The organism is Cupriavidus sp. 2TAF22 (genome assembly GCF_052115045.1).
In the GTDB taxonomy this organism is placed as follows: domain Bacteria; phylum Pseudomonadota; class Gammaproteobacteria; order Burkholderiales; family Burkholderiaceae; genus Cupriavidus.
On sequence record NZ_JBFRFX010000029.1, the window covers coordinates 76,647 to 98,335 of the forward strand.

A 21,689-nucleotide genomic window follows, 5' to 3' on the forward strand; every position below is an offset into this window, starting at 1 on the left:
GACAACACAGGGCAACACAGGGCAGCGCAGGCGGCAGCCCCCGCTCCCCCGCTCAGTGCTTGCAGGCCAGCGGCGAGCGCACGCCACCGTCGCGCACCAGCGGCAGGATGGTCGGCGCCAGCGATCTCAGCAGCGCCACCGACAAGGCACTCGTGAAGTTGTAGCGTGCCGCATAGGGTTCCTGCACGTAGGCGGTGACATTGCCGAAGTAGCGCTCGCCAAGGAAAAACACGAAGGTGGCCGAGCGGCTGACCACGCGCGACGAGATCAGCCTGCCGCCCGGCCCGTAGACCTCGTAGCGGTGGTCGCCGGTACCGGTCTTGCCGCCGGCCACGATGCCGCTGCTGCCCAGCGCGGTCCGCAGCGACCCCGCCGTGCCCGACTGCACCACGCCCACCAGCGCCGCGCGCACCACCGTGGACAGTTCCTCGCTCAGCAGCCGCTTGCCCTCCATGCCCAGTCCGAAATCGGTGGCATACGGCGTGCCTTGCGCAAAGTCCAGGTTGCGCAGCGCGGTGGCCTGCTGGCGCACGCCGTTGTTCTGGATGATGCCGACCAACTCGGCCAGGGCCGCCGGGCGGTCGCCGGCGGCGCCGATGGCCGAGGCATAGGACGGCGTGATGGCGCTGAACGGATAGCCCAGCCGCTGCCAGCGGCGCGCGATCTCGGCGAAGGCCTGGCGCTCGAGCTGCCCGCGGATGCGCCGGGTCTGGCCGCCCGGATTGCGGGTCTTGAACAGCCAGGCGTAAACCTCCTGGCGCTGCTCGGTGCTGTCGCGCAGGACCTCATCCAGGCTGGCATCGGGGCGCTCGCGCAGGTAGTCCAGCAGCCATAGCTCGAGCGGATGCACGCGCGCCAGGTAGCCGCGATCGTTCAGGTTGAAGCTGCGCGGGCCGTACTTGTTGTACATCTTGGCCAAGACTTCGTCGGTCAGCGGCGCGCCCGCGATCTTCGGCAGCGTGGCCCGCATGGTCTTGCTGAACTGCTCGAGGTCGGCGTCCGGCTCGATGCTGCGCAGCGTGACCGCCAGCCCGACCTGGCTGAAGCGCCGGTTCTCCAGCGCGCGCCGGACCCGCTCCGGCCAGGTCTTGCCGCGGTACTTGCCGTAGAAGGCGCGCAGGTAGTCGCTGCCTTCCTTGTCGGCAAAGCGCACCAGGTAGCCACGGCGCTGCGGCGCGGCCGGGTTGTTGAGCCATTCGTCGGCATCGGGATGCAGCCGGTAGGTCTCGTAGCGCACGATGTCGCGCATCAGGCGGACAAAGACCAGGTTGACCGAATGCTCGAAGGCTTCGCGCACCGGCATGATCTTCAGGTTTTCCCAGCGCTCGAAATTGGTGAAGGTTTGCAGCCCGCCGCCGGTGAAGAAGGCTTCGCCCGCGCCGCCGGAATACTTGCGCAGCATGGCGGCATCCAGTATGGCGCGCAGGCTCTTGTCCGGCGCGGTGAGCATGAAGTTCTGCACCCACAGGCTGAGCGCGTCGAGCTTGGCCGGCTTGACCTCCTTGAGTTGCTCGGGCGTTATCGAGGAGAACTTCTCGTGCAGCTCCGAGATGATCTCCAGGTAGGCCACCAGGGTGCGCAGCTTGGCGGTCGAGCCCAGGTTCAGCCGCGCGCCGCGGTTGAGGTCGAATGGCAGGTCGAGGTTGTCGGCCTGTACGCGCAGCAGGTTGGCGCCACCGATGCGCTCGTACAGGGTGAAACTGATCGCCAGGCGGCCGGGGTCGTCGCCCTCGCGCAGGAGGTTGTGCCCGTATAGCCCGGTGGCGCGCGCGCCGTCGCGCGTGCCGGCCTTCAGCAGGGCATCGGTCACCACGCCCTGCAAGGTGGTGTTGATGGTGCTGTGCGCGGTCAGGTCGAGCCGGTCCAGCTCGTAGCTGCTGTCCAGGTTGAGGTAGCGCAGCAGGTCCGTGCGCACGCCGCTGATGGCCTTGCGCGACACAAAGGAGATCTCCGGGCGATCCTGCGCGCCGGCGGCCAGCTTCAGCGGCTGGGCCAGCGAGGCGTCGCGCAGCCAGGGCGGGATGGCGCCGGCGGCCGAGAGCAGCCGGATATAGCTGTCGGTCAGCGTGGACAGCGTGGCGGTATCGCGCCGCAGGAAATGCGACGGGCCGCGCTGCGCGATGATCAGCGAAAGCGCTTCCTTGAACACGCGGGCCTGCTTCTCGCCCTGCTCGCCGGCGGCCTGCCCGCTGTCCGGTCCCGGCCCCGCGCCGGCGGCGCCGGCCAGCAGCCGGTTGGTCTCGTCGAAATCCTGCCCGTACCAGGCCCACAGCCCGTCGCCCAGCCCGTTGACCTCCCCGAGGCCGGGGCGCGCCGACAGCGGCACGGTGTTCAGGTAATCCAGCAGGATGCGCTGGCGCGCGCCGATGGTGTCCGGGCCGTCGAGATAGGCCCGCATGGACGCGCTCGCCATCTGCTTGAGCTTCTCGCGCGGCGAGCCGGTGCGCCCGGCGCGCGAATGACGGTATTTCTCGATCTGGGTGGCCAGCGTGCTGCCGCCGGGCGCCTCGTGGCGCTCGTTGAAGAAACGCAGCCCCTGGTCCATCGCGGCGCGCGTAAAGCGGCGCACGTCCAGCGCGGGGTTGCGAGTGGGAAACTCCGGATCGAGCAGGTCGCGGTTCTCGATATAGAGCAAGGCGTTCACCAGCACCACCGGAATGTCATGGAAGCTGCCATAGGCGCGGCGCGGCACGCTGCGGACATTGAATGGCTCGTCATTGCAGTCGAGCAGCTCCAGCCCTGCGAAGGTCTTCTCGCGGTACGGCGCAAACAGCCCGGAATCGGTCAGCTCCAGCATGCGGTCGGACCAGCGCGCCTGCCGCTCGCGCTTGTAGCCGCGCGCTTCCAGCAGCTCGGTGAACTGCGGCAGGCGGCTATAGCCGAAACGCACGTCATAGGGCCCGTCTTCCGGGAAACGGATGCGCTCGCTCGGCCCCGGCGCTTCTTCGTAGGCCACGCCCTTGACGCGCCCGCTGAAGTAGCGTGCCTGCAGGCGCGAGGTGGCAAGTTCCTCCGCGACGATCGCGCACAAAACGTAGATGCCCCCCACGAGCAGGGCCAGTATCACGAGCCTGGGCCAGAGACGTCGTCGCACGATTCAGGTCCGTTTGCGAGGAAACCGGGGAATGCCCGGCGCTTCGGCCAATGCTGGCATGCTGGCCGCCTGCTGGCAACGATGGCACCATTCAGGCGCCCTCGTCACAGCGTATACCCTAGTCCAATGGGGCCTAACGCACAAAGTGCGCGTGCTGCATCTTGACCACGGAAGCTGCGGCGTGCCGTGGACAAGCCGGAAAGCGCCTCGCGTGGCGGCAGCCACCGCCGGCGAATGCCCGGACCGGACTCCGGACCGGGCGCCTTCGCCCGCGGGCGCGACGCGGCGCCGCCGGGGGCCAGTGCCGCGCCGCGCCCGCGCGGGTGAACGCCGACGCACCCCGGCAACGGTGCCTCCGGTTTGATCTGGCGCAAAAATCCGGCACCCGCGCGCGCGGCGACCATCAAGTCCTGACCGCGCCGTCCGTTAGCGTAAGGATCCCAATTTCCGGCCTGTCCCGGCCTGTTCCCGAGCATGAAAAACCTGAGCGTACGCACAGCCTTGCTGGCGATTCTGGTGACCTTTGCATTGATGATCGTGTTCGGCGCGGTGGTCGGCGTGTTCGCCCTCGGCGCCGCCAACCAGGCCACCGGACGCGTGCAGCAGCTCTCGGCCAGCACCCTGCTGCTCAACGATGCCTACAAGGACATGACGCGGGCCCGCTCCGCGCTGACCCGCGCCTATGCCTCGGCGCGCGAAGGCGGCGGCGACGTGAATGCCAGCGCGCTGGAATCCGCCGCCAAATCGCTGGGCCGCTCGGCACAGCAGATGCAGCGCTTCGCCGCGCAGCCCGCGCAGGAAGGCGAGGCCGACGGCCAGCGCCGCCTGCTCGCCGAGGCCGCGCAGCGGCATGCCGGCGCGGTCGAACGCGCCGCCGCGGCGCTGCGCGCGGGCGACCCTGCCGGCTATGCGGCGATCAACGACAAGGAGATCACGAGCTCCGGCGCCGATTTCTCCGGCGGCGTGGAACGGTTCCAGCAACAGGCGAGCGAACTCGCCCAGCACGAAACCGAGGCCAGCAGCGCGCGCTACCGCCTGGTGGTCAAGCTGGTGGCGGTCGGCATCGCCGCCGCGCTGGCCTTGATCGTGGCCGTGCACCTGGGCCTGCGCGCCTTCGTGGTGGCGCCGCTGGCCGCCGCCGCCGAGCATCTCGACCGCGTGGCCGAGGGCGACCTGACCCAGCGCGCCGAAGCCGCCAGCGGCAACGAGGTCGGCCGCGTGCTGGGCGCCGTGGCGCGCATGCAGGCGGCGCTCACCCGCACCGTCAGCCAGGTGCGCGCCAGCTCGGACTCCGTCAATATCGGCGCGCGCGAGATCGCCGCCGGCAATACGGACCTCTCCTCGCGCACCGAACAGCAGTCCGCGTCGCTCGAACAGACCGCCGCCAGCATGGAGCAGCTCACCTCCACCGTCGGCAACAACACCGAAAGCGCACGCCAGGCCAGCGAGCTGGCCGCCGAAGCGGCCCGCCTGGCCACGCGCGGCGGCGACGACGTGCGCGGCGTGGTGCAGACCATGGGCGATATCAGCAGCAGTTCGCAGCGCATCGCCGACATCATCGGCGTGATCGACGGCATCGCCTTCCAGACCAATATCCTGGCGCTCAACGCCGCCGTGGAGGCCGCCCGCGCCGGCGAGTCGGGCCGCGGCTTCGCCGTGGTGGCGGGCGAGGTGCGCGCACTGGCGCAACGCAGCGCGCAAGCCGCGCGCGAGATCAAGAACCTGATCGACGATTCCGCCGGCAAGGTCGCCGCCGGCAATGCGCTGGTGGCCCAGGCCGGCCAGACCATGAGCGAGACCGTGGACGCCGTGCAGCGCGTGGCGAGGATCGTGGAAGACATCTCGGCGGCCTCGCTCGAGCAGAGCGCGGGCATCGTCCAGGTCAGCCGCGCGGTGACGCAGATGGAGGACGTCACCCAGCAGAACGCGGCGCTGGTGGAACAGGCCGCGGCCGCGGCCGGCTCGCTGGAGACGCAGGCACGGCAGCTGGCCGAGGCGGTGGGCGCGTTCCGGCTGGCGCCGGCGGCCTGAGCGGCGGCAGTTCTCCGGGGCGCCGGCGCCACGCCGCCGCCCCCGGGTCCGTCATCCCGCCAGCCCGCGTTGCAAGGTGGTCTTGAGCATCGAGAAGACCTGGCGCGCGACCGGGTTGGCCGCGTTGGGCCGGGCCCACAGGTAATACGTCACGTCCGGCAGGCGCGGCAGGCCATCCTTGTCGCCCAGCACCCGCATGTCCGCGCCGAGCAGATCGATGCTGCGGGCGGTGATGCCCAGCCCCGCGCGGATCGCTGCCTTGATGCCGATCAGGCTGGGCGCCAGGTATGCCGCGCGCCACGGCACGCCAGCCTCCTTGAGCGCCTCGAGCGCCAGCTTGCGGAACAGGCTGGGCTCGTCGGCCAGGATCAGCGGCACGGTGCTGCCTTGCTCGTAGGCAAAATCCGCCGCGCATACCCAGATGGTGGGCGAAGTGCGCAGCACCAGGCCGTCCAGGCTGGCGTCTTCGCGCGTGGACACCGTCAGGTCGATCTCGCCGCGCCGCAGCGACTCCATCAGGAAGGGGCTGCGCCCCACGTGAATCTCCAGCCGCAGCGCCGGCGACGCCTTCGCGATATGCGACAGCAGCGGCGGCAGCATGGTGTCGGCCACGTCGTGCGGTGCGCCGATGCGCAGCGAGCCGGTCAGGTCGCCCTCGCGCAGCACGCGCAGCGCTTCGTCGTTCAGGCCGAGCAGCTGCCGCGCATATTCCACCAGCTTGTTGCCGTGCCGGGTGAGCTGCTTGCCGCGCCCCTGCCGCTCGAACAGCGCCAGCGCCACCTGTTCTTCGAGCCGCTGCATCTGCTGGGTCACGGCGGACTGCGTGCGGTGCAGGCGCTCGGCGGCGGCGGCGAAGGTGCCGTGGTCGGCAATGGCGACCAGGGTGCGCAGCAGGTCCAGATCGAGATTACGCATTCATTAGACTTGCTTAAGTGTTTTCATGGCTGATTTAGTGGTTTCGGGCGGCTGTCTTCATTAAAGTGAAACCCAGCAACGATAGCCAGCGCCCCGCAAACCCCGAAACATCAAGATTCAGCAAGGATTCTAAAGACATGTCGATCGTACAACAACGCCAGGAAGCCGTTGGGGACACCATCCGATCCATCAAGGAAATCGTAGCCGGCGGCGTTACGCGCGCTTCGCTGGCGGCCGTGCTGGGCCAGGTCGAGGCGCTCGCGGCGCGCCCGCAGTTGTGGGCCGAGAGCGAGTTCGCCCCGCCCGAGGAAGGCGAGCGCCAGGCCCGCTACCTGATCGCCGAAGACCCGGACCAGACCTTCGCGCTGTACCTGAACGTGATGCGGCCCGGCAAGCGCATCCCGCCGCACAATCACACCACCTGGGCCTGCGTGGCCGGCGTGGTGGGCACCGAGTTCAACGACGTCTACCTGCGCACCGACGACGGCAGCGAACCGGGCGTCGGCACGCTCGCGCACTCGCACACGGTGGAAGTCGGCCCCGGCGGCGGCATCGCGCTGCTGGCCGACGACATCCACTCCGTGGAGATCCGCGGCGACAGCGTGATCCGCCACCTGCATATGTACGGCCGCGCGCTGGAAACCCTGACCGAGCGCCTGTCCTTCGACCTCGAGACCGGGCGCTGCCAGGTCATGAGCATGGGCGTCAAGACACGGCGCTGAGCGGCACCGGGCTGGTGCACCGCACCAGCCCCGCACCCTCCGGGGCCGCCCCGGATCCCCATTCGAACGCATTACCGCTTGCCTTCCGCCCTTAGCACGGCCAGGAGGTCAGGCCCCCTTCTTGCCTGGACAAACACACATGCCGGACAACGCTCACGACCTGCCCCGCCACATCGACCCCGCCACGCTCAAGACCTGGCTGCACGGCGAAGGGGAAATCGCCCTGTTCGATATCCGCGAGCACGGCCAGTATGGCGAAGGCCATCCCTTCCATGCGGTGCCGCTGCCGTACAGCCGGCTGGAACTCGAGATCGGCCGCCTGGCGCCGAATACGGCTGCGCGCATCGTGCTGGCCGACGATGGCGACGGCGTGGCGGCGCGCGCCGCGCGGGCGCTGGCCGGCCTCGGCTATGCGCAGGTATTCGTGCTCGCGGGCGGCGTGCCGGGCTGGCAGGCTGCCGGCCATGCGCTGTTCGCCGGCGTCAACGTGCCCTCCAAGACCTTCGGCGAACTGGCCGAGCATCACTACGGCACGCCGCGCGTATCGGCCGCGGAACTGGCCGCCATGCAGGCCGGGGAGCGCCCGCCGGTGGTGCTCGACGGACGGCCCGCGGCGGAATTCCGCAAGATGAATATTCCGGGCGCGATCTGTTGCCCGAACGGCGAACTGGCCTACCGCCTGCGCGACCTCGTGCCCGACCCCGCCACGCCCGTCGTGATCAACTGCGCCGGGCGCACCCGCAGCATCATCGGCGCGCAGACGCTGATCAACTTCGGCGTGCCGAACCCGGTGTTCGCGCTGGAGAACGGAACGCAGGGCTGGTACCTGAACGATTTCAAGCTGGAGCATGGCGGCACGCGGCGCTACCCGGACAACGCCGTGCCGTCGGGGCTGGCCGATGCCCGCGACGCCGCGCAAGCCATGGCCACGCGCTTTGCCGTGCCGCGCATCGGCGCCGCCGAAGCCGCTGCCTGGCTGCGCGACGCCTCGCGCACCACCTTCCTGTGCGATGTGCGCACGCCGGAGGAATTCGCCGCCGGCTCGGTGCCCGGCGCGCAAAGCACGCCCGGCGGCCAGCTGATCCAGGCCACCGACCAGTACGTCGGCGTGCGCCGCGCGCGGCTGGTGCTGATTGACGCCGATGGCGTGCGGGCCACCGTGGTGGCGAGCTGGTTGCGCCAGATGGGCCATGACGCAGTCGTGCTCGAAGGCGGGCTCGATGCCGCCCGCCCGGCACAGCTGGCCGCGCCGTCCGGCCCGCGGGCGCCTGCCTGCGCGCTGCCGCGCATCGACGCCCGGACGCTGGCCGCCGGGCTGGCCGGCCAGGGGCTTGTGGCGCTCGACGTGCGCCCCAGCATGGCGTACCGGGCTGGCCACGTGCCTGGCAGCCGCTGGTCGATCCGCCCGGTCTTCGCGCGCGGCCTTGACAGCGTGCCGCGCGATACGCCGCTGGCGCTGGTCAGCGACGAAGACGGCGTGGCCGCGCTGGCCGCGGCAGAGCTGGCGGCGCTGGGCTACCGCGACGTGCGCCTGCTCGACGGCGGCACGCAGGCCTGGCAGTCGGCCGGCCTGCCGCTCGCCAGCGACGGCGGCGAACACACCCTGCCGGACGCGCGCTGCATCGATTTCCTGTTCTTCGTGCACGACCGCCACGACGGCAACAAGGAGGCCGCCCGCCGCTACCTGGCCTGGGAGACCAACCTTATCGGCCAGCTCGACGCCCAGGAACTGGCCACCTTCCGCTTTGCCTGACCCGCACTTCCCCTGCCCCAGACGTCCCCCACGAACAAAGCACAGAAGGAGGTTCTCATGTCCCGCCCCACGCAAGTCCTCGCCGGCGCGTTCGCCGCCATTGCCGTGCTTTGCGCCGGCGCCGCCGCGGCCCAGCCGCTGGCGCCGCTCGCCCCCGTAGGCGGCTTTCCCGCCCAGCCGTTGCGCATCGTCTCGCCCTTCCCGGCCGGCGGCGGCAACGACGCCGTCACCCGCATCGTGGCCACGCGGCTGGGCGAAGTGCTGGGGCAGACCGCCGTGACCGACAACCGCGGCGGCGCCGGCGGCAATATCGGCACGCGCTTCGTGGCCGAGGCCAAGCCGGACGGCTATACCTTGCTGACCTCGCAGGTGTCGGTGATGGCGGTCAACCCGACGCTGTACAGCGCGCCCGGCTTCGACCCGGTGAAGAATTTCGCGCCGGTCACGCAGATCAACGCCGCGCCGCTGGCCATCGTGGTGGCCGCCAACGCGCCGTGGCAGAGCTTCGCCGAGCTGGCCGCGCAGGCCAGGGCGCAGCCGCAGAAGATCACCTTCGCCACGCCCGGCAACGGTACCTTGTCGCACCTGGTCGGCGTGGTGCTAGACAAGGACAGCGGCATTGCCTTGCAGCACGTGCCGTACAAGGGCGCCGGCCCCGCCATCAACGACCTGATGGGCGGACAGGTCAACGTGCTGATCACGTCGACGTCCTCGGTGGCAAGCTTTATCCAGAGCGGGCGCATGCGCGCGCTGGCCGTCACCAGCCCGCGCCGCCTGGGCGTGTTCGCCAAGGTGCCGACGCTGGAAGAGCTCGGCTACCGCAATGCCCGCTTCGAAGACTGGTATGGCGTGTTCGCGCCGGCCGGCACCTCGCCCGAACGCATCGCCCTGCTCAATCGCGCCATCGTGCAGGTGCTGCAGATGCCCGACGTGGTCAGGCTGATCAACGAGGGCGGCAGCGACGTGGTGGCCAGCAAGCCCGAGGCCTTCGCCAGCCAGCTCAAGGGCGACATCGCACGCTGGTCGCAGATCGTGAAGCTGTCCGGCGCGCGGGTGGACTGAGGCCATGCCGATGAAACACAGCGCCCTGACCCAGCTCGCGCACGGCGGCCGCGCAGCCGCCGTGGACGGCGGCCGGCCGGTCAACCCGCCGGTGGTGCGTGCCAGCACCGTATTGTTCGAATCCACCGCGCAGATGCGCGAGATGCGCAGCCGGCGCGGCAGCGAACGGCTGTTTACCTATGGCGCGCGCGGCAACCCCACCGCCTTCGCCCTGGAGGACATGGTCACCGAACTGGAGGGCGGCTACCGCACGCGCCTGTTTCCCAGCGGGCTGGCCGCCGCCGCGATGACCCTGCTGGCCTTCCTGCGCCCCGGCCAGCACGTGCTGCTGCCCGACTGCGTCTACGAGCCGGTGCGCAAGCTGGCCGCTGGATTCCTCGCCCGGCATGGCATCGCCGCCAGCTTCTACGCGGCCGACGGCCATGACCTGCAGCGCTGCCTGCGCCCGGAAACCCGGCTGGTCTACGTGGAAACGCCCGGCTCGCTCGCCTACGAGATGTGTGACCTGCCCGCCATCGCCGCCATCGCGCACCGCCATGGCGCGCTGGTCGCCGCCGACAACACCTGGGGCTCCGGGCTGCTCTACCGCCCGCTGGCGCTCGGCGCCGATATCTCCCTGATGGCCGCCACCAAATACCTGTCCGGCCATTCCGACGTGATGATGGGCACCGTGTGCACCACCGAAGCCGCGTGGCCGGCGCTGGCCGACGTGGCCGATGCCTTCGGCATCGCCGTCAGCCCGGATGATGCTTACCTGGTACAGCGCGGCATGCGCTCGCTCGGCGCGCGCATGGCCCAGCACGAACGCAGCGCGCTGGGCGTGGCCCGCTGGCTGCAGGCGCGTGCCGAAGTGGCCGAAGTCTTCTGCCCCGCCCTGCCCGGCGACCCCGGGCATGCGCTCTGGCTGCGCGACTGCCACGGCACCAACGGCCTGCTGTCGTTCTCGCTGCGCAGCGCCGCGCCCGGCGCCGCCGAGCGCTTGGTCGACAGCCTCGCGCTGTTCGGCATCGGCGCCTCCTGGGGCGGCTTCGAAAGCCTCGCCGTGGTCGCCGACATGCGCGGCGCGCGCAGCGTGACCGACTGGTCCACGCGCGGGCAGGTGATCAGGCTGCATATCGGCCTGGAAGACGTGGACGATCTCGTCGCGGACCTGGCGCGGGGATTCGCGGCCATCGCGCAGCAAGCGCAGGTGGGCGAACCGGCGGCAATGTAACGCGGCGGTGGCCGGCAAATCTGCCGGCATGCGCGTTCGCGACCGGCCCGCCTGCGGGGCACAGGCGGGCGCCGCACGCCTGCGCGCCTACAATGCCGCCTTTGGCGTCCGCGCTCCCAAGGCATTGCCCATGACCGACACCCCCAGCACCGTCTTCTCGCCCGAGGAACGCGAGAGCTTCTACCGTCTCGTGGCGGCGCGCCGGGATATGCGCCATTTCATCGCCGGGGCGTCGGTCGACGAAGCGGTGCTGCTGCGGATCCTGCAGGCTGCGCATGCCGCGCCTTCGGTCGGCCTGATGCAGCCCTGGCGCTTTATCCGCATCGCCGATCCTGCCGCGCGGCTGGATATTGCGGCGCTGGTGGAGGCGGAGCGGCAACAGACCGCGCAGGCGATGGGCGAGCGCAACAGCGAATTCCTGCGGCTGAAGGTGGAAGGCGTGCGCGAATGCGCGGAGCTGCTGGTGGTCGCGCTGGCGCCCGACGACGGCACCGTGTTCGGGCGCCGTACCATGCCGCGCGAGATGGCGCTGTGCTCGGCGGCCTGCGCCATCCAGAACCTGTGGCTGGCGGCGCGCGCCGAGAACCTGGGCATGGGCTGGGTCTCGATGTTCGCGCCCGCTGCGCTGGCGCAACTGTTGCGGCTGCCGCCAGGCGGCGAGGCGGTCGCCATCCTCTGCCTGGGCCCCGTGCAGGCTTTCTATCCGGCGCCGATGCTGGAACTGGAGGACTGGCGCCACGCCCGCCCGCTGGCCGCGTTCCTCTGCACCGATCGCTGGGAAACGCCCGCGGCCTGAGCGCCGACCCTCTCAGGGCTCGACGGAGGGCTCGCGCTTCATGGTGCGCAGCACGAAGGTGGAATGGCTGTGCCGCAACCCGGGCAGCTTGTAGAGCTTGTGGCGCAGGAATTGCTCATAGCCCTCCGTGCCGGCCACCGCCACCTTGATGAGGTAGTCGTACTCACCCGTCAGCAGGTAAGCCTCCATCACCTCGGGCAGTTCCGCCAGGGCCTCGCCGAAGCGGTCGAGCATGTCGTCGTCGTGCCGGTCGAGCGTGACTTCGATCAGCACGGTGTCGGGCAGGCCCAGCGCCTTCTGGTTCAGCAGCGCCGCGTACCCCTCGATCACCCCGCCTTCCTCCAGTGCGCGCACGCGGTTCCAGCACGGCGTAGGCGAGAGGCCGACCTGCTCCGCGAGCTTGAGGTTGGAGAGCCTGCCGTCGCGCCGCAGCGCGCGCAGGATGCGGCGGTCGGTTTCGTCGAGCTTGGGAGAGGTTGGCATGGCTTCACGGGTCAAAGAAGAATAATTCACCAACATTAGCACATATCAAAGACAAATTATCCACAATCAAGGCAAAACAGAAGACAACAAAGAAGCTCATTCCGGGCCGGCGCTGGTAAATTTTCTGCATGTATCCGGTACCTCTTTCCTACTTCTTTGCGCTTGCGCCCTGTCTCCCATGCCTACCCTGAATCTCGCACTCCGGCTCGATCGCAGCGATGTCTTCGGCACCATCGAATGGACGCTTGCCAATGCCCGCCGCACCGGCCTGACACTGGCCGGCATGGACTTCGATCCTGCCGCGCCCTATCCGCTCGCGCTGTCGGTCGCCGCCGAGGACGCGGACCTGCTGTCCTTGTTCGTCAGGCGCCTGGAGAACGGCGTGGACGTGCTCGAAGTGCGGGAGATGCCCGGCCTGGCCGGACTTGCCGGTGATGCGCACGAACACGATGCGCGCACGCCCGCCCTGCCCGCCCTTGCGGCCGCAACCCCGGCTCGGTATGCTCAGGCCGCCAACAGGCTGCCTTCTGGACCGTCTCATGCCGCTTCGTCTTCCGCCCCTCTCGGCGCTGCGCTTCTTTGAAGCCGCCGGGAGGCACCAGAGTTTCAAGCTGGCCGCCGCCGAGCTGAACGTGACGCCGGGCGCCGTGAGCCACGGCATCGCCGGCCTGGAACAGGCGCTCGGCGTGGCGCTGTTCGTGCGCGAGCCGCGCGGCCTTTCGCTGACGCCGGCGGGCGCGGACTACCTGAGCTATATATCGGAAGCTTTCGCGCTGATCGCCACCGGCACGCAGCGCCTGCCGGACCGCCGCGCCGGCCGCACCATCGCCGTGAGCTGCGCGCCGACCCTGGCCTCGCGCTGGCTGTTGCCGCGCCTGCACGATTTCCGCCAGCGCTGGCCGGAGATCAATGTCACCGTCGATACCTCGCGCCGGCAGGTAGGCTTTCCCGCCGACGGCTTCGACTTTGCCATCCGCATGAGCCGGGCGCCGGCCGCCAGCGCGGCCTGGTGCCGCCTGTTCGGCGAGCAATTGCTGCCGGTGTGCAGCCCGGCCTGCCGCGCTACGGTGCTCGATGCGCAAGGCAACTTCGATCCGCGCCGCGCCACGCTGATCCATGTCGAGCCGGCCAGCGAGGACTGGCCGGCCTGGCTCGACAGCACCGGCATGGCGCACGTGACGCCTGCGGGACACCTGCGCCTGGACACCTTCGGGCTCGCGCTGGAAGCCGCCGCCGCCGGCCTCGGCGTGGCGCTGGGACGACGCCCGCTGGTCGATCGCGATCTGGCGGCCGGCACGCTGGTCGCGCTCGGCGCGCAGCCGCTTGCCGCGCAGACGGCGTACTGGCTGGTCAGCGCCGAAGGCAGCGGCGAGGCAAGGCAGCGCCCCGATCTCGCCGGTTTCCGCCAGTGGCTGCTCGACCAGGCCCGGACCTGCGATGCCGGCGCCGTGGCCGGGCACGCTGCCGCCCCGTGATCGCCGGCCGCGCCCTGCGCAAGTGAGAAATCCTCACTTGTAGTCGACGTCTTTTCCTTTGCCGCGCCATCCGCCCGCTGCCACTATTGGCGCCAGGAGGAACCCGACATGCTGACGGCACAAGGCAACGACCAACGCTTTGCCACCCTGAAGAACCCGGCGCTGCTGGTGGTGATCTCGGCCGCGCTGATCCTGAGCGCGGCGATAGGCGTGCGGCAGACCTTCGGGCTGTTCCTGGGGCCTTTGTCATTCGACCGCGGCATGCCGGTCACGCTGATCGCCTTCGCGATAGCGCTGCACAATCTCGTGTGGGGTCTCGCCCAGCCGTTTGCCGGTGCCGCCGCCGACCGCTACGGCTGCGCCCCGGTGGTGGCCTTCGGCGCGGCGGCGTTTGCCGCGGGCCTGGGCCTGGCGGCGGTGGCGCCCACTGGCGCGATGCTGGTGGTCGGCATGGGGATGCTGGTGGGCATCGGCATCAGTTGCACCAGCTTCGGCGTAGTGCTGACGGCGGTCGGGCGCGTGGCCAGTCCGGAACAGCGCAGCATGGCGATGGGCCTTGCCAGTGCCGGCGGCTCGCTCGGGCAGGTGCTGCTGGTGCCGCTGGCGCAATCGGTCCGCGCGGGTGCCGGCGTGAGCGCCTCGCTGTTCACGATGGCGGCCGTGATCCTGCTGGCGGCGCCACTCGGCCTCCTGCTCGAAAAACGCAAGCCGGGGAGCGCCCATGCGCCCGCGGTGCCGGCGGCTTCCCTGCGCGCGGTGCTGGCGCTGGCGTGCCGGCATCGCGGCTACCGCCTGCTCACGCTCGGCTTCTTCACCTGCGGCTTCCAGCTCGCCTTCATCGGCACGCATCTGCCGGGCTACCTGACGCTGTGCCACCTGCCGGCAGGGCTGGGGGCAACCGCGCTGGCGCTGATCGGCTTGTTCAATATGGCCGGCAGTTGGGCATGCGGCTGGCTGGGCGGGCGTTTCCGGCAGCAATACGTGCTGGGCTGGCTGTACCTGACAAGGGGCGCCGCCATCGGGATCTTCGTGCTGCTGCCCAAGAGCGCCGTCTCGGTGATCGTCTTCGCGGCCGTGATGGGCCTGACCTGGCTGGGCACGGTGCCGCTCACGAGCGGGCTGGTGGCCAAGGTGTTCGGCACGCGCCACCTGGGCACGCTGTTCGGCGTGTGTTTCCTCAGCCATCAGGTCGGCTCCTTCCTCGGCGCCTGGCTGGGCGGCTTCATGTTCGACCTGACCGGCTCCTACTCGATCGTGTGGGCCGGCACGGCGCTGGCCGGGCTGGTGGCCGCGCTGCTGCACTTCCCGATCGACGACACCGCGGCCGGCACGCCCGCGCCGCAGCCGGCAGCGCTCAGCGCTGCTCGAAACTCCGCGTGAAATACACCAGCCCGGCCTGTTCCCGCAGCTTGTAGAGCGACGCGGGGCGGCGCCCGGTCTCCTTCTGTTCGCCCAGGTCTTCCAGCAGGTCGGCGGCCAGCATGCGCGTGCGGAAGGCCTTCTTCTCCAGCGCCCGGCCGAGCACGGTTTCATATACCTGCTGCAGCTCGCCCAGCGTAAACGCCGCCGGCAACAGATGCGCCGGCAGCGAGGTGTACTCCGTCTTGCCGCGCACGCGCGCCAGCGCCGCGCCCAGCAGCACCGCGTGATCGAAGGCCAGCGGCACGGCCACGCCGTCGCCCTCCACCGGCGCCCAGCGCAGGTCCGCCGCGTTGCCGCCCTTGTGCGGCGCCAGGCTGGCATCGGCCAGCAGCGCCACATACACATGGGTGGCCGACCAGCCGCGCGGATCCCGCGTGGCGCCGCCCCAGCTGCCTACCTGTTCGAGGTAGGGACTTGCCACGCCCGTCTTCTCCGCCAGCTTGCGCAAGGCGCAGCCTTGCAGGTCTGCGTCGCGCGCGATATCGACAAAGCCGCCCGGCAATGCCCAGCGCCCGGGATACGGCTCGCCCGCCTGGTCCGGACGCTGCACCAGCAGTACCTGCAGCGCACCGCCGCGCACGGTGAGGATGACGACGTCCACCGTGGTCAGCGGCCGCGGAAAATCGGCGCCGGCCGCGTCTTCCCTGGCGGGTGTCGTGGCGGAGGTCGGTGCGTTCCTGGCGGGCGTGGGCATCTTGGGGTGGCGTCCGGTGTGCGATGAGGCGGATTATAAATTGACAAGTGTCACAGTGCCACTTATATTAGTGGCACACACACACTTATTCGCGCCGGACCGGCCAGGCCGGCGCGGGCACCACGGCAACCAGGAAAGGAACCATCATGTTCGGCATCCGTTTCATCAAGGCAGATCCCACCACCTACCTGATGCAGATGAAGGGCGGCAGGATCCTGCGCGAAGGCAGCGGCCAGTCGTTCTACTACTACGCGCCCACCACGTCGCTGGTCGCGGTGCCGGTGGGCAGCCAGGTGCTGCCCTACATCTTCGAGCTGATCACGGCGGATTTCCAGTCGGTCACGGTGCAGGGCAACCTCTCCTACCGCATCACCGAGCCACGCAAGACCGCGGCCATGCTGAACTTCGCGCTCAAGCCGGACGGCCGCAGCTATATATCCGAAGACCCGCAGAACCTGCGCGCACGCGTCGAAGGCGTGGTCGAAGTGCTGGTGCAGCAAGCCGTGAGCGCCGAGACGCTGCGCGCCGCGCTGCAGGGCTCGGACCGCATGGCACGGCAGGTCGAAGCTGCGCTCAAGAGCCACCCGGACGTGCTGGCGCTGGGGCTGGAGGTGCTGTCCTTCTCGATGGTGGCCGTGAAGCCGCGCGCCGAAACCGCACGGGCGCTGGAAGCCGAAGTCCGCGAGCAGATCCTGAAGGCCGCCGACGACGCCATCTACGCGCGCCGCAATGCCGCGGTGGAGAACGAGCGCGCCATCAAGGAAAGCGAGCTCGATACCGAGGTGGCCGTCGAGCTCAAGCAGCGCACCATCCGCGAGACGCAGATGGAGGCCGAGGCCGCCGTGCAGGAAAAGCAGGCGCAACTGCAGGCCAGCGCCATGGAAGCGCGGATCACGCTGGAAGCGCGGCGCAAGGAGTTCGTCGGACTCGAGGCGGACAATACCCGCACCACGGCCGAGGCCGAGGCGCACCGCCTGGGCGCCGTGATGCAGGCGCTGCAAGGCGCGGACGCGCGCATCGTGCAGGCGCTGGCCGCCTCCGGCATGGCGCCGGGACAGCTGATAGCGCAGGCCTTCGGCGGCATCGCCGACAAGGCCGAACGGATCGGGCAGCTCAATATGTCGCCGGAGCTGCTGCAATCGCTGCTGGCACCGCAGGCCAGGGGCCGCGCCCGCGATTGAGCCACGCTTGCTTCAAGCCTCGGGAGCAGACACACCATGAGCAACGCCGCCGACCGCAAGGTAGTGCTGGTCACGCGCAAGACGCGCCTGGAGGAACTGCTGGCGCGCTATCACTCGCTGGCGCAGGCACGCTTCTACCTGGAGCACCTGGGGGCGGACATCAGCGACTACCAGCGCGAACACGACGCCTACCAGGCCGCGCGCGCCCAGGTGGGCAACGCGCTGTCGCGCTACCAGCGGCGGCAGGTGGTGGACCGGCAGTTCCTGCCCAACTTCCTGTTCGGCCCGGACGATATCGTGGTGGCGCTAGGCCAGGATGGCCTGGTCGCCAACACCATGAAATACCTGGACGGCCAGCCGCTGCTTGGCGTGAACCCGGACCCGGCGCGCCATGACGGCGTGCTGCTGCCGTTCCGGCCCGGCGATGTGGCGCGCGTGCTGGCCGAGGCCATGCAGGACCGCCGCCCCGCCCGCCCGGTCACGATGGCACGCGCCGAGCTCTCCGACCAGCAGGTGCTGTACGCGGTCAACGACTTCTTCGTCGGGCCGCGCAGCCACACCTCGGCGCGCTACGAGATCCAGCTCGGCGGGCGTGGCGAGGTGCAATCGTCGAGCGGCATCATCGTCTCCACCGGTCTCGGATCCACCGCCTGGCTCAAGAGCATCGTCACGGGCGCGCGCGCCATCGCGCTGCCGGACGGTGGCGAGGCGCCCTACCAGCCGCTGCCCTGGGATACCGACCGGCTGGTGTTCGCCGTGCGCGAGCCCTTTCCCAGCCGCGCCAGCCAGGCCACGCTGGTGTACGGCGAGATCCCGCGCGGCGAGCAGATCGTGCTGCGCTCCCTGATGCCCGAGGCCGGCGTGATCTTCAGCGACGGCATCGAGGCGGATTTCCTGCAATTCAATGCAGGCACCGAGGCGCGCATCGGCGTGGCGCAGCGCCGCGGACAACTGGTGCAATAGCGCGGCTCTGCGCCGCTATCTTCCTTCCGCCAGCAGTTCGATGCCGTCCAGCTCGGCGGCGCAGGTATCGCGCACGATAGAGACGAAATCGCGCACATAGGGCCGCCCGGCCAGTCCCGCCGGCGTGGTGGCGTACAGCTCGCTCCACAAGCCCTTGGCCCCGATGCGCTTGGCCAGCACGTAGTCATGGTCCACGTAGTTCTTGACGCCCCAGTTGGGCAGCGCGGCCACGCCGCGGCGGCTGGCCACCAGTTGCAGCACCGCCACCGTCAGTTCGGCCGTGCGCCGCTGCAGCTTGATGCCAGCCGGCTCCAGCACTTCGCGGATCAGGTCGATGCGCTGCTCGGGCACCGGGTAGGTGATGAGGGTCTCACCGTCCAGGTCGGCTGCCTCGATACGGCGCTTGTTGCGCAGCCGGTGCTCGTTGGCGATCACCGCCAGGATCTCGAAACGGAACAGCGGCGCCACCGCCAGCCCGCGCTTGGCCGGCGGCAGCGAGCCGATCACCATGTCGGTCCGGCCCTCGGCCAGCAGCGCCAGCGGATCGGCGTGGAAGCCCGCCACCAGGTCCACCTCGACCTCGGGCCAGCGGCGGCGGAACTCGTCCATCACCGGCATCAGCCAGTCGAAGCAGGTGTGGCACTCCAGCACGATGCGCAGTTCGCCGCGCGTGTCGCCCTTGAGCCGGATCAGGTCGCGCTCGGCCGTACTGATGGCAGCCAGCGTCTCGCGCGCCAGCGCCAGCAGGCGCTCCCCCGCCGGCGTGAAGCGCAGGCCCTGGCGGGTGCGGTCGAACAGCGGCAGGCCGTAGTGCGCCTCGATGCCCTTGATCTGGTGGGACAGCGCAGACTGGCTCACGTGCACGCGCTCGGCGGCGGCCGCGAGCTTGCCGGACTCCGCGATGGCCACCAGGGAACGCAGGTGCCTGACTTCGATCACGGCGCGCTCCACCCTGTACATCCGCACGCCCGAAAACCTGGATATGGTTTGATATGAAATCCATTCATACGTTGATTAAATCTTATCGCTTGATTCATTTTACGCCGGATTCCACACTGGGCGCCATCGTCACATACCAATTGCGAGAGCACCTGATGGCAAGCACACATATCGCGGGCTTCCCCCGCATCGGCGCCCAGCGCGAGCTGAAATTCGCCCAGGAGGCATTCTGGCGCGGCGAGACCGGCGAAGCCAACCTGCGCGAAGTGGCCGCCGGCCTGCGCCAGCGCCACTGGCAGGCCCAGGCCGAAGCGGGCCTGGACAGCGTGGCGGTGGGGGACTTCGCCTACTACGACCAGGTGCTCGGCCTGAGCGCGCTGCTCGGCGCCCTGCCCGCGCGCTTCGGCTTCGAGCCCAGGCAGCTGAGCCTGGCGCAGTATTTCGAGCTGGCGCGCGGCAACAAGGCGCAGCCCGCCATGGAAATGACCAAGTGGTTCGATACCAACTACCACTACCTGGTCCCTGAACTAGGGCCGCAAACGCGCTTCGACGGCGGCGTGGACTGGTTCTTCGATGAAGTGGACGAAGCGCTCGCGCTGGGCCTGGCAGCCAAGCCGGTGCTGATCGGGCCGGTCACCTACCTGTGGCTGTCCAAGAGCCATGCGGAGGGCTTCGAGCGCCTCAGCCTGCTGCCGGCGCTGGTATCCGCCTACGCCCGCGTCCTGGGCCGCCTGCGCGAACGCGGCATCGAATGGGTGCAGATCGACGAGCCGGCGCTGTGCCTGGATCTGGAGCCGGCCTGGCTCGACGCCTATGACAGCGCCTACGCCGCGCTTGCCGGCTCGGGCGTCAAGCTGCTGCTGGCCACCTACTTCGACACCGCGGCCGACCACGCGGCGCGCGCCGCCGCGCTGCCGGTGCAGGGCTTCCATCTCGACCTGGTGCGCGCGCCGCAGCAGCTCGACGCCTGGCGCAAGGTCCTGCCGGCCGGCGCGGTGCTGTCCGCCGGCGTGATCGACGGCCGCAATATCTGGCGCACCGACCTGCGCCGCGCGCTGGCCGTGCTGGCGCCGCTGCACGCGGAGCTGGGCGAGCGCCTGTGGGTGGCGCCGTCCTGCTCGCTGCTGCATGTGCCGGTGTCGCTCGAGGCCGAGCAGAGCCTCGATGCCGAGATCCGCGACTGGCTGGCCTTCGCCACCGAGAAGCTCGACGAGGTAAGCGTGCTGGCACGCGCGCTCAACGAGGGCGAAGCCGCCGTCGCGGCGGAACTGGCCGCCAACGAGGCCGCGCTGGCCTCGCGCCGCGACTCGCGTCGCGTGGTCAACCGGCAGGTGCAGGCGCGCGTGGCCGCGCTCACCGCCGGCATGGCCGAGCGCAACAGCCCGTTCGACGCGCGCATCGCCCGCCAGCGCGACGCGCTGCAATTGCCGGCGCTGCCCACCACCACCATCGGCTCCTTCCCGCAGACCACGGCGATCCGCCAGACGCGCGCGGCCTACAAGCGCGGGGACATCGGCGCGCTGGAATACCTGCAGCGCATCCGCGCCGAGATCGAGACCGCCGTGCGCAAGCAAGAAGCACTGGGCCTGGACGTGCTGGTGCACGGCGAGGCCGAGCGCAATGACATGGTGGAATATTTCGGCGAACAACTGTGCGGCTACGCCTTCACCGCCAATGGCTGGGTGCAGAGCTATGGCTCGCGCTGCGTCAAGCCGCCGGTGATCTACGGCGACGTGTACCGGCCCGAACCGATGACCGTGGAGACCACGCGCTACGCGCAGTCCCTCACCGAGCGGCCGATGAAGGGCATGCTCACGGGCCCGGTGACCATGCTGCAATGGTCCTTCGTGCGCGACGACCAGCCGCGCGCGGCCACCACGCTGCAGCTCGCCCTGGCGATCCGCGATGAGGTGTCCGACCTGGAACAGGCCGGCATCCGCATCATCCAGATCGACGAGCCGGCGCTGCGCGAAGGCCTGCCGCTGCGCAAGGGCGACTGGGAAGCCTACCTCGCCTGGGCCGTGCATGCGTTCAAGATCTCGGCCGCCTCGGTAGCGGACCAAACGCAGATTCACACCCATATGTGCTACGCGGAGTTCAACGACATCCTGCCCGCCATCGCGGCGCTGGACGCCGACGTGATCACCATCGAGACGTCCCGCTCGGCGATGGAGCTGCTCGAGGGCTTCGGCGCGTTCGACTACCCCAACGAGATCGGGCCGGGCGTATACGACATCCACTCGCCGCGCGTGCCGAGCGTGGAAGCCATCACGCACCTGCTCGAACGCGCCTGCGAGGTGATCCCGCCGCAGCGCCTGTGGGTCAACCCGGACTGCGGCCTCAAGACGCGCGCCTGGCCGGAAACCGAAGCGGCGCTGGCCAATATGGTGACAGCCGCGCGCAGCCTGCGCGAGCGGGTCGGCAAGGCTGGCGCCACCCGGTGGCAGCGCGCCACGCGGGCGGCCGGGCCGGGCGGCCTCACGGGCCATCACGTAGCGCATCAGGCAACACATCAGGCAGCACATCACGCCGGCCATGCGGCGGGCTGCGTCGATTGCGCGACGCACGCCAGCTAGCCCGGCATCCTCCCGCGCCCCCCTTGCGCGGCGCGCCAACCGGCCGGTGTGCTGCGCCAGTTCCATGGCCAGAGCTATGGCGTGCTGGCCGGTTAGCTGTATTGTGTTCCCTTGAGCGCCTGCAGGCGGCAGGAATGTGCCGCATTCCACACGGTTGCGGCACTGTGTCACATAGCGCGCGGCGGGCGATATTCCGTATCGTACGCGGCTATCCAAGCACGGTAAAAAAGGCGCGGCCCCACGCAGGTCCGGCGCCACAAGGGAAAACATGAAGAGAGCCAGACACTGGAAGCGGCGCGCCGCCGCCCTGCCCGCCGCGGCATTCACGACCGCCGCACTGGCCCAGGCCACCGCCCCGGCAGCGCCGGAT

At 69.9% G+C, this 21,689-nt stretch carries 17 protein-coding genes; 12 read left to right on the forward strand and 5 right to left on the reverse strand.

What is annotated here, in order from left to right:
• Window positions 1-52 precede the first annotated feature (52 nt).
• Window positions 53-3,094, reverse strand: coding sequence for a transglycosylase domain-containing protein (locus AB4Z48_RS28830; protein ID WP_441620306.1), 3,042 nt, complete (start codon window positions 3,092-3,094; stop codon window positions 53-55).
• 474 nt (window positions 3,095-3,568) lie between these two features.
• Here AB4Z48_RS28830 and AB4Z48_RS28835 point away from each other — a divergent pair, with 474 nt between their 5' ends.
• A complete protein-coding gene (locus tag AB4Z48_RS28835) occupies window positions 3,569-5,125 on the forward strand; it encodes a methyl-accepting chemotaxis protein (RefSeq protein WP_441620308.1) in 1,557 nt (518 codons plus the stop codon).
• 51 nt (window positions 5,126-5,176) lie between these two features.
• Here the strand turns inward: AB4Z48_RS28835 and AB4Z48_RS28840 are convergent, their stop codons facing one another.
• Window positions 5,177-6,040: a LysR substrate-binding domain-containing protein gene (locus tag AB4Z48_RS28840; protein ID WP_441620310.1), complete on the reverse strand. Its 864-nt coding sequence runs from the start codon at window positions 6,038-6,040 to the stop codon at window positions 5,177-5,179.
• A 137-nt stretch (window positions 6,041-6,177) separates the two neighbouring features.
• On the opposite strand from AB4Z48_RS28840, the gene AB4Z48_RS28845 reads away from it, so the two are divergent.
• The 5 genes from AB4Z48_RS28845 (at window position 6,178) to bluB (ending at window position 11,586) form a co-directional block, all read left to right on the forward strand.
• Window positions 6,178-6,762, forward strand: coding sequence for a hypothetical protein (locus AB4Z48_RS28845; protein WP_441620312.1), 585 nt, complete (start codon window positions 6,178-6,180; stop codon window positions 6,760-6,762).
• Window positions 6,763-6,901: 139 nt separating this feature from the next.
• Window positions 6,902-8,515: a rhodanese-like domain-containing protein gene (locus AB4Z48_RS28850; RefSeq protein WP_441620314.1), complete on the forward strand. Its 1,614-nt coding sequence runs from the start codon at window positions 6,902-6,904 to the stop codon at window positions 8,513-8,515.
• Between the two features lie 57 nt (window positions 8,516-8,572).
• Complete coding sequence (locus AB4Z48_RS28855; protein ID WP_441620316.1) at window positions 8,573-9,577, forward strand: Bug family tripartite tricarboxylate transporter substrate binding protein; 1,005 nt, start codon at window positions 8,573-8,575, stop codon at window positions 9,575-9,577.
• A 10-nt stretch (window positions 9,578-9,587) separates the two neighbouring features.
• Complete coding sequence (gene metC, locus AB4Z48_RS28860; protein ID WP_441620318.1) at window positions 9,588-10,790, forward strand: cystathionine beta-lyase; 1,203 nt, start codon at window positions 9,588-9,590, stop codon at window positions 10,788-10,790.
• 130 nt (window positions 10,791-10,920) lie between these two features.
• Window positions 10,921-11,586: a 5,6-dimethylbenzimidazole synthase gene (gene bluB / locus AB4Z48_RS28865; protein WP_441620320.1), complete on the forward strand. Its 666-nt coding sequence runs from the start codon at window positions 10,921-10,923 to the stop codon at window positions 11,584-11,586.
• A 12-nt stretch (window positions 11,587-11,598) separates the two neighbouring features.
• Here the strand turns inward: bluB and AB4Z48_RS28870 are convergent, their stop codons facing one another.
• Window positions 11,599-12,069 carry an Lrp/AsnC family transcriptional regulator gene (locus AB4Z48_RS28870; protein WP_441620322.1) on the reverse strand — a complete coding sequence of 157 codons (471 nt, stop codon included), beginning with the start codon at window positions 12,067-12,069 and terminating at the stop codon, window positions 11,599-11,601.
• Window positions 12,070-12,247: 178 nt separating this feature from the next.
• On the opposite strand from AB4Z48_RS28870, the gene AB4Z48_RS28875 reads away from it, so the two are divergent.
• The 3 genes from AB4Z48_RS28875 (at window position 12,248) to AB4Z48_RS28885 (ending at window position 14,924) form a co-directional block, all read left to right on the forward strand.
• The gene (locus AB4Z48_RS28875) at window positions 12,248-12,652 is read left to right on the forward strand and encodes a hypothetical protein (protein ID WP_441620324.1); all 405 of its coding nucleotides are present in this window, start codon (window positions 12,248-12,250) and stop codon (window positions 12,650-12,652) included.
• Entirely contained in the window at window positions 12,609-13,544 is a 936-nt protein-coding gene (locus AB4Z48_RS28880; protein ID WP_441620326.1) for a LysR substrate-binding domain-containing protein, read from the forward strand. Before AB4Z48_RS28875 ends, AB4Z48_RS28880 begins: the two co-directional genes overlap by 44 nt.
• A gap of 108 nt (window positions 13,545-13,652) precedes the next feature.
• Window positions 13,653-14,924, forward strand: a complete 1,272-nt coding sequence (locus AB4Z48_RS28885) for an MFS transporter (RefSeq protein WP_441620328.1) — start codon at window positions 13,653-13,655, stop codon at window positions 14,922-14,924.
• Here the strand turns inward: AB4Z48_RS28885 and AB4Z48_RS28890 are convergent.
• Window positions 14,899-15,660, reverse strand: a complete 762-nt coding sequence (locus AB4Z48_RS28890; protein ID WP_441620330.1) for an NUDIX hydrolase — start codon at window positions 15,658-15,660, stop codon at window positions 14,899-14,901. The genes AB4Z48_RS28885 and AB4Z48_RS28890 overlap by 26 nt on opposite strands.
• 146 nt (window positions 15,661-15,806) lie before the next feature.
• Between AB4Z48_RS28890 and AB4Z48_RS28895 the strand changes: the two genes are divergently transcribed.
• Together AB4Z48_RS28895 and AB4Z48_RS28900 are read left to right on the forward strand one after the other, a co-directional pair.
• Window positions 15,807-16,841, forward strand: a complete 1,035-nt coding sequence (locus AB4Z48_RS28895) for an SPFH domain-containing protein (protein WP_441620332.1) — start codon at window positions 15,807-15,809, stop codon at window positions 16,839-16,841.
• 36 nt (window positions 16,842-16,877) lie between these two features.
• Window positions 16,878-17,804 carry a sugar kinase gene (locus AB4Z48_RS28900; RefSeq protein ID WP_441620334.1) on the forward strand — a complete coding sequence of 309 codons (927 nt, stop codon included), beginning with the start codon at window positions 16,878-16,880 and terminating at the stop codon, window positions 17,802-17,804.
• A gap of 15 nt (window positions 17,805-17,819) precedes the next feature.
• Here the strand turns inward: AB4Z48_RS28900 and AB4Z48_RS28905 are convergent, their stop codons facing one another.
• On the reverse strand, window positions 17,820-18,743 hold the full coding sequence (locus AB4Z48_RS28905; RefSeq protein ID WP_441620336.1) for a LysR family transcriptional regulator: 924 nt from the start codon (window positions 18,741-18,743) through the stop codon (window positions 17,820-17,822).
• A 155-nt stretch (window positions 18,744-18,898) separates the two neighbouring features.
• On the opposite strand from AB4Z48_RS28905, the gene metE reads away from it, so the two are divergent.
• Window positions 18,899-21,319: a 5-methyltetrahydropteroyltriglutamate--homocysteine S-methyltransferase gene (metE, locus tag AB4Z48_RS28910; protein WP_441620338.1), complete on the forward strand. Its 2,421-nt coding sequence runs from the start codon at window positions 18,899-18,901 to the stop codon at window positions 21,317-21,319.
• The last annotated feature ends 370 nt before the right edge of the window (window positions 21,320-21,689 follow it).

Excerpts from the sequence above, each read along its gene's own strand:
- AB4Z48_RS28835 (WP_441620308.1), top strand. The coding sequence starts at position 3,569 with ATGAAAAACCTGAGCGTACGCACAGCCTTGCTGGCGATTCTGGTGACC.
- AB4Z48_RS28840 (WP_441620310.1), bottom strand. The coding sequence starts at position 6,040 with ATGCGTAATCTCGATCTGGACCTGCTGCGCACCCTGGTCGCCATTGCC.
- AB4Z48_RS28845 (WP_441620312.1), top strand. The coding sequence starts at position 6,178 with ATGTCGATCGTACAACAACGCCAGGAAGCCGTTGGGGACACCATCCGA.
- AB4Z48_RS28850 (WP_441620314.1), top strand. The coding sequence starts at position 6,902 with ATGCCGGACAACGCTCACGACCTGCCCCGCCACATCGACCCCGCCACG.
- AB4Z48_RS28855 (WP_441620316.1), top strand. The coding sequence starts at position 8,573 with ATGTCCCGCCCCACGCAAGTCCTCGCCGGCGCGTTCGCCGCCATTGCC.
- metC (WP_441620318.1), top strand. The coding sequence starts at position 9,588 with ATGAAACACAGCGCCCTGACCCAGCTCGCGCACGGCGGCCGCGCAGCC.
- bluB (WP_441620320.1), top strand. The coding sequence starts at position 10,921 with ATGACCGACACCCCCAGCACCGTCTTCTCGCCCGAGGAACGCGAGAGC.
- AB4Z48_RS28870 (WP_441620322.1), bottom strand. The coding sequence starts at position 12,069 with ATGCCAACCTCTCCCAAGCTCGACGAAACCGACCGCCGCATCCTGCGC.
- AB4Z48_RS28875 (WP_441620324.1), top strand. The coding sequence starts at position 12,248 with ATGCCTACCCTGAATCTCGCACTCCGGCTCGATCGCAGCGATGTCTTC.
- AB4Z48_RS28880 (WP_441620326.1), top strand. The coding sequence starts at position 12,609 with ATGCCGCTTCGTCTTCCGCCCCTCTCGGCGCTGCGCTTCTTTGAAGCC.
- AB4Z48_RS28885 (WP_441620328.1), top strand. The coding sequence starts at position 13,653 with ATGCTGACGGCACAAGGCAACGACCAACGCTTTGCCACCCTGAAGAAC.
- AB4Z48_RS28890 (WP_441620330.1), bottom strand. The coding sequence starts at position 15,660 with ATGCCCACGCCCGCCAGGAACGCACCGACCTCCGCCACGACACCCGCC.
- AB4Z48_RS28895 (WP_441620332.1), top strand. The coding sequence starts at position 15,807 with ATGTTCGGCATCCGTTTCATCAAGGCAGATCCCACCACCTACCTGATG.
- AB4Z48_RS28900 (WP_441620334.1), top strand. The coding sequence starts at position 16,878 with ATGAGCAACGCCGCCGACCGCAAGGTAGTGCTGGTCACGCGCAAGACG.
- metE (WP_441620338.1), top strand. The coding sequence starts at position 18,899 with ATGGCAAGCACACATATCGCGGGCTTCCCCCGCATCGGCGCCCAGCGC.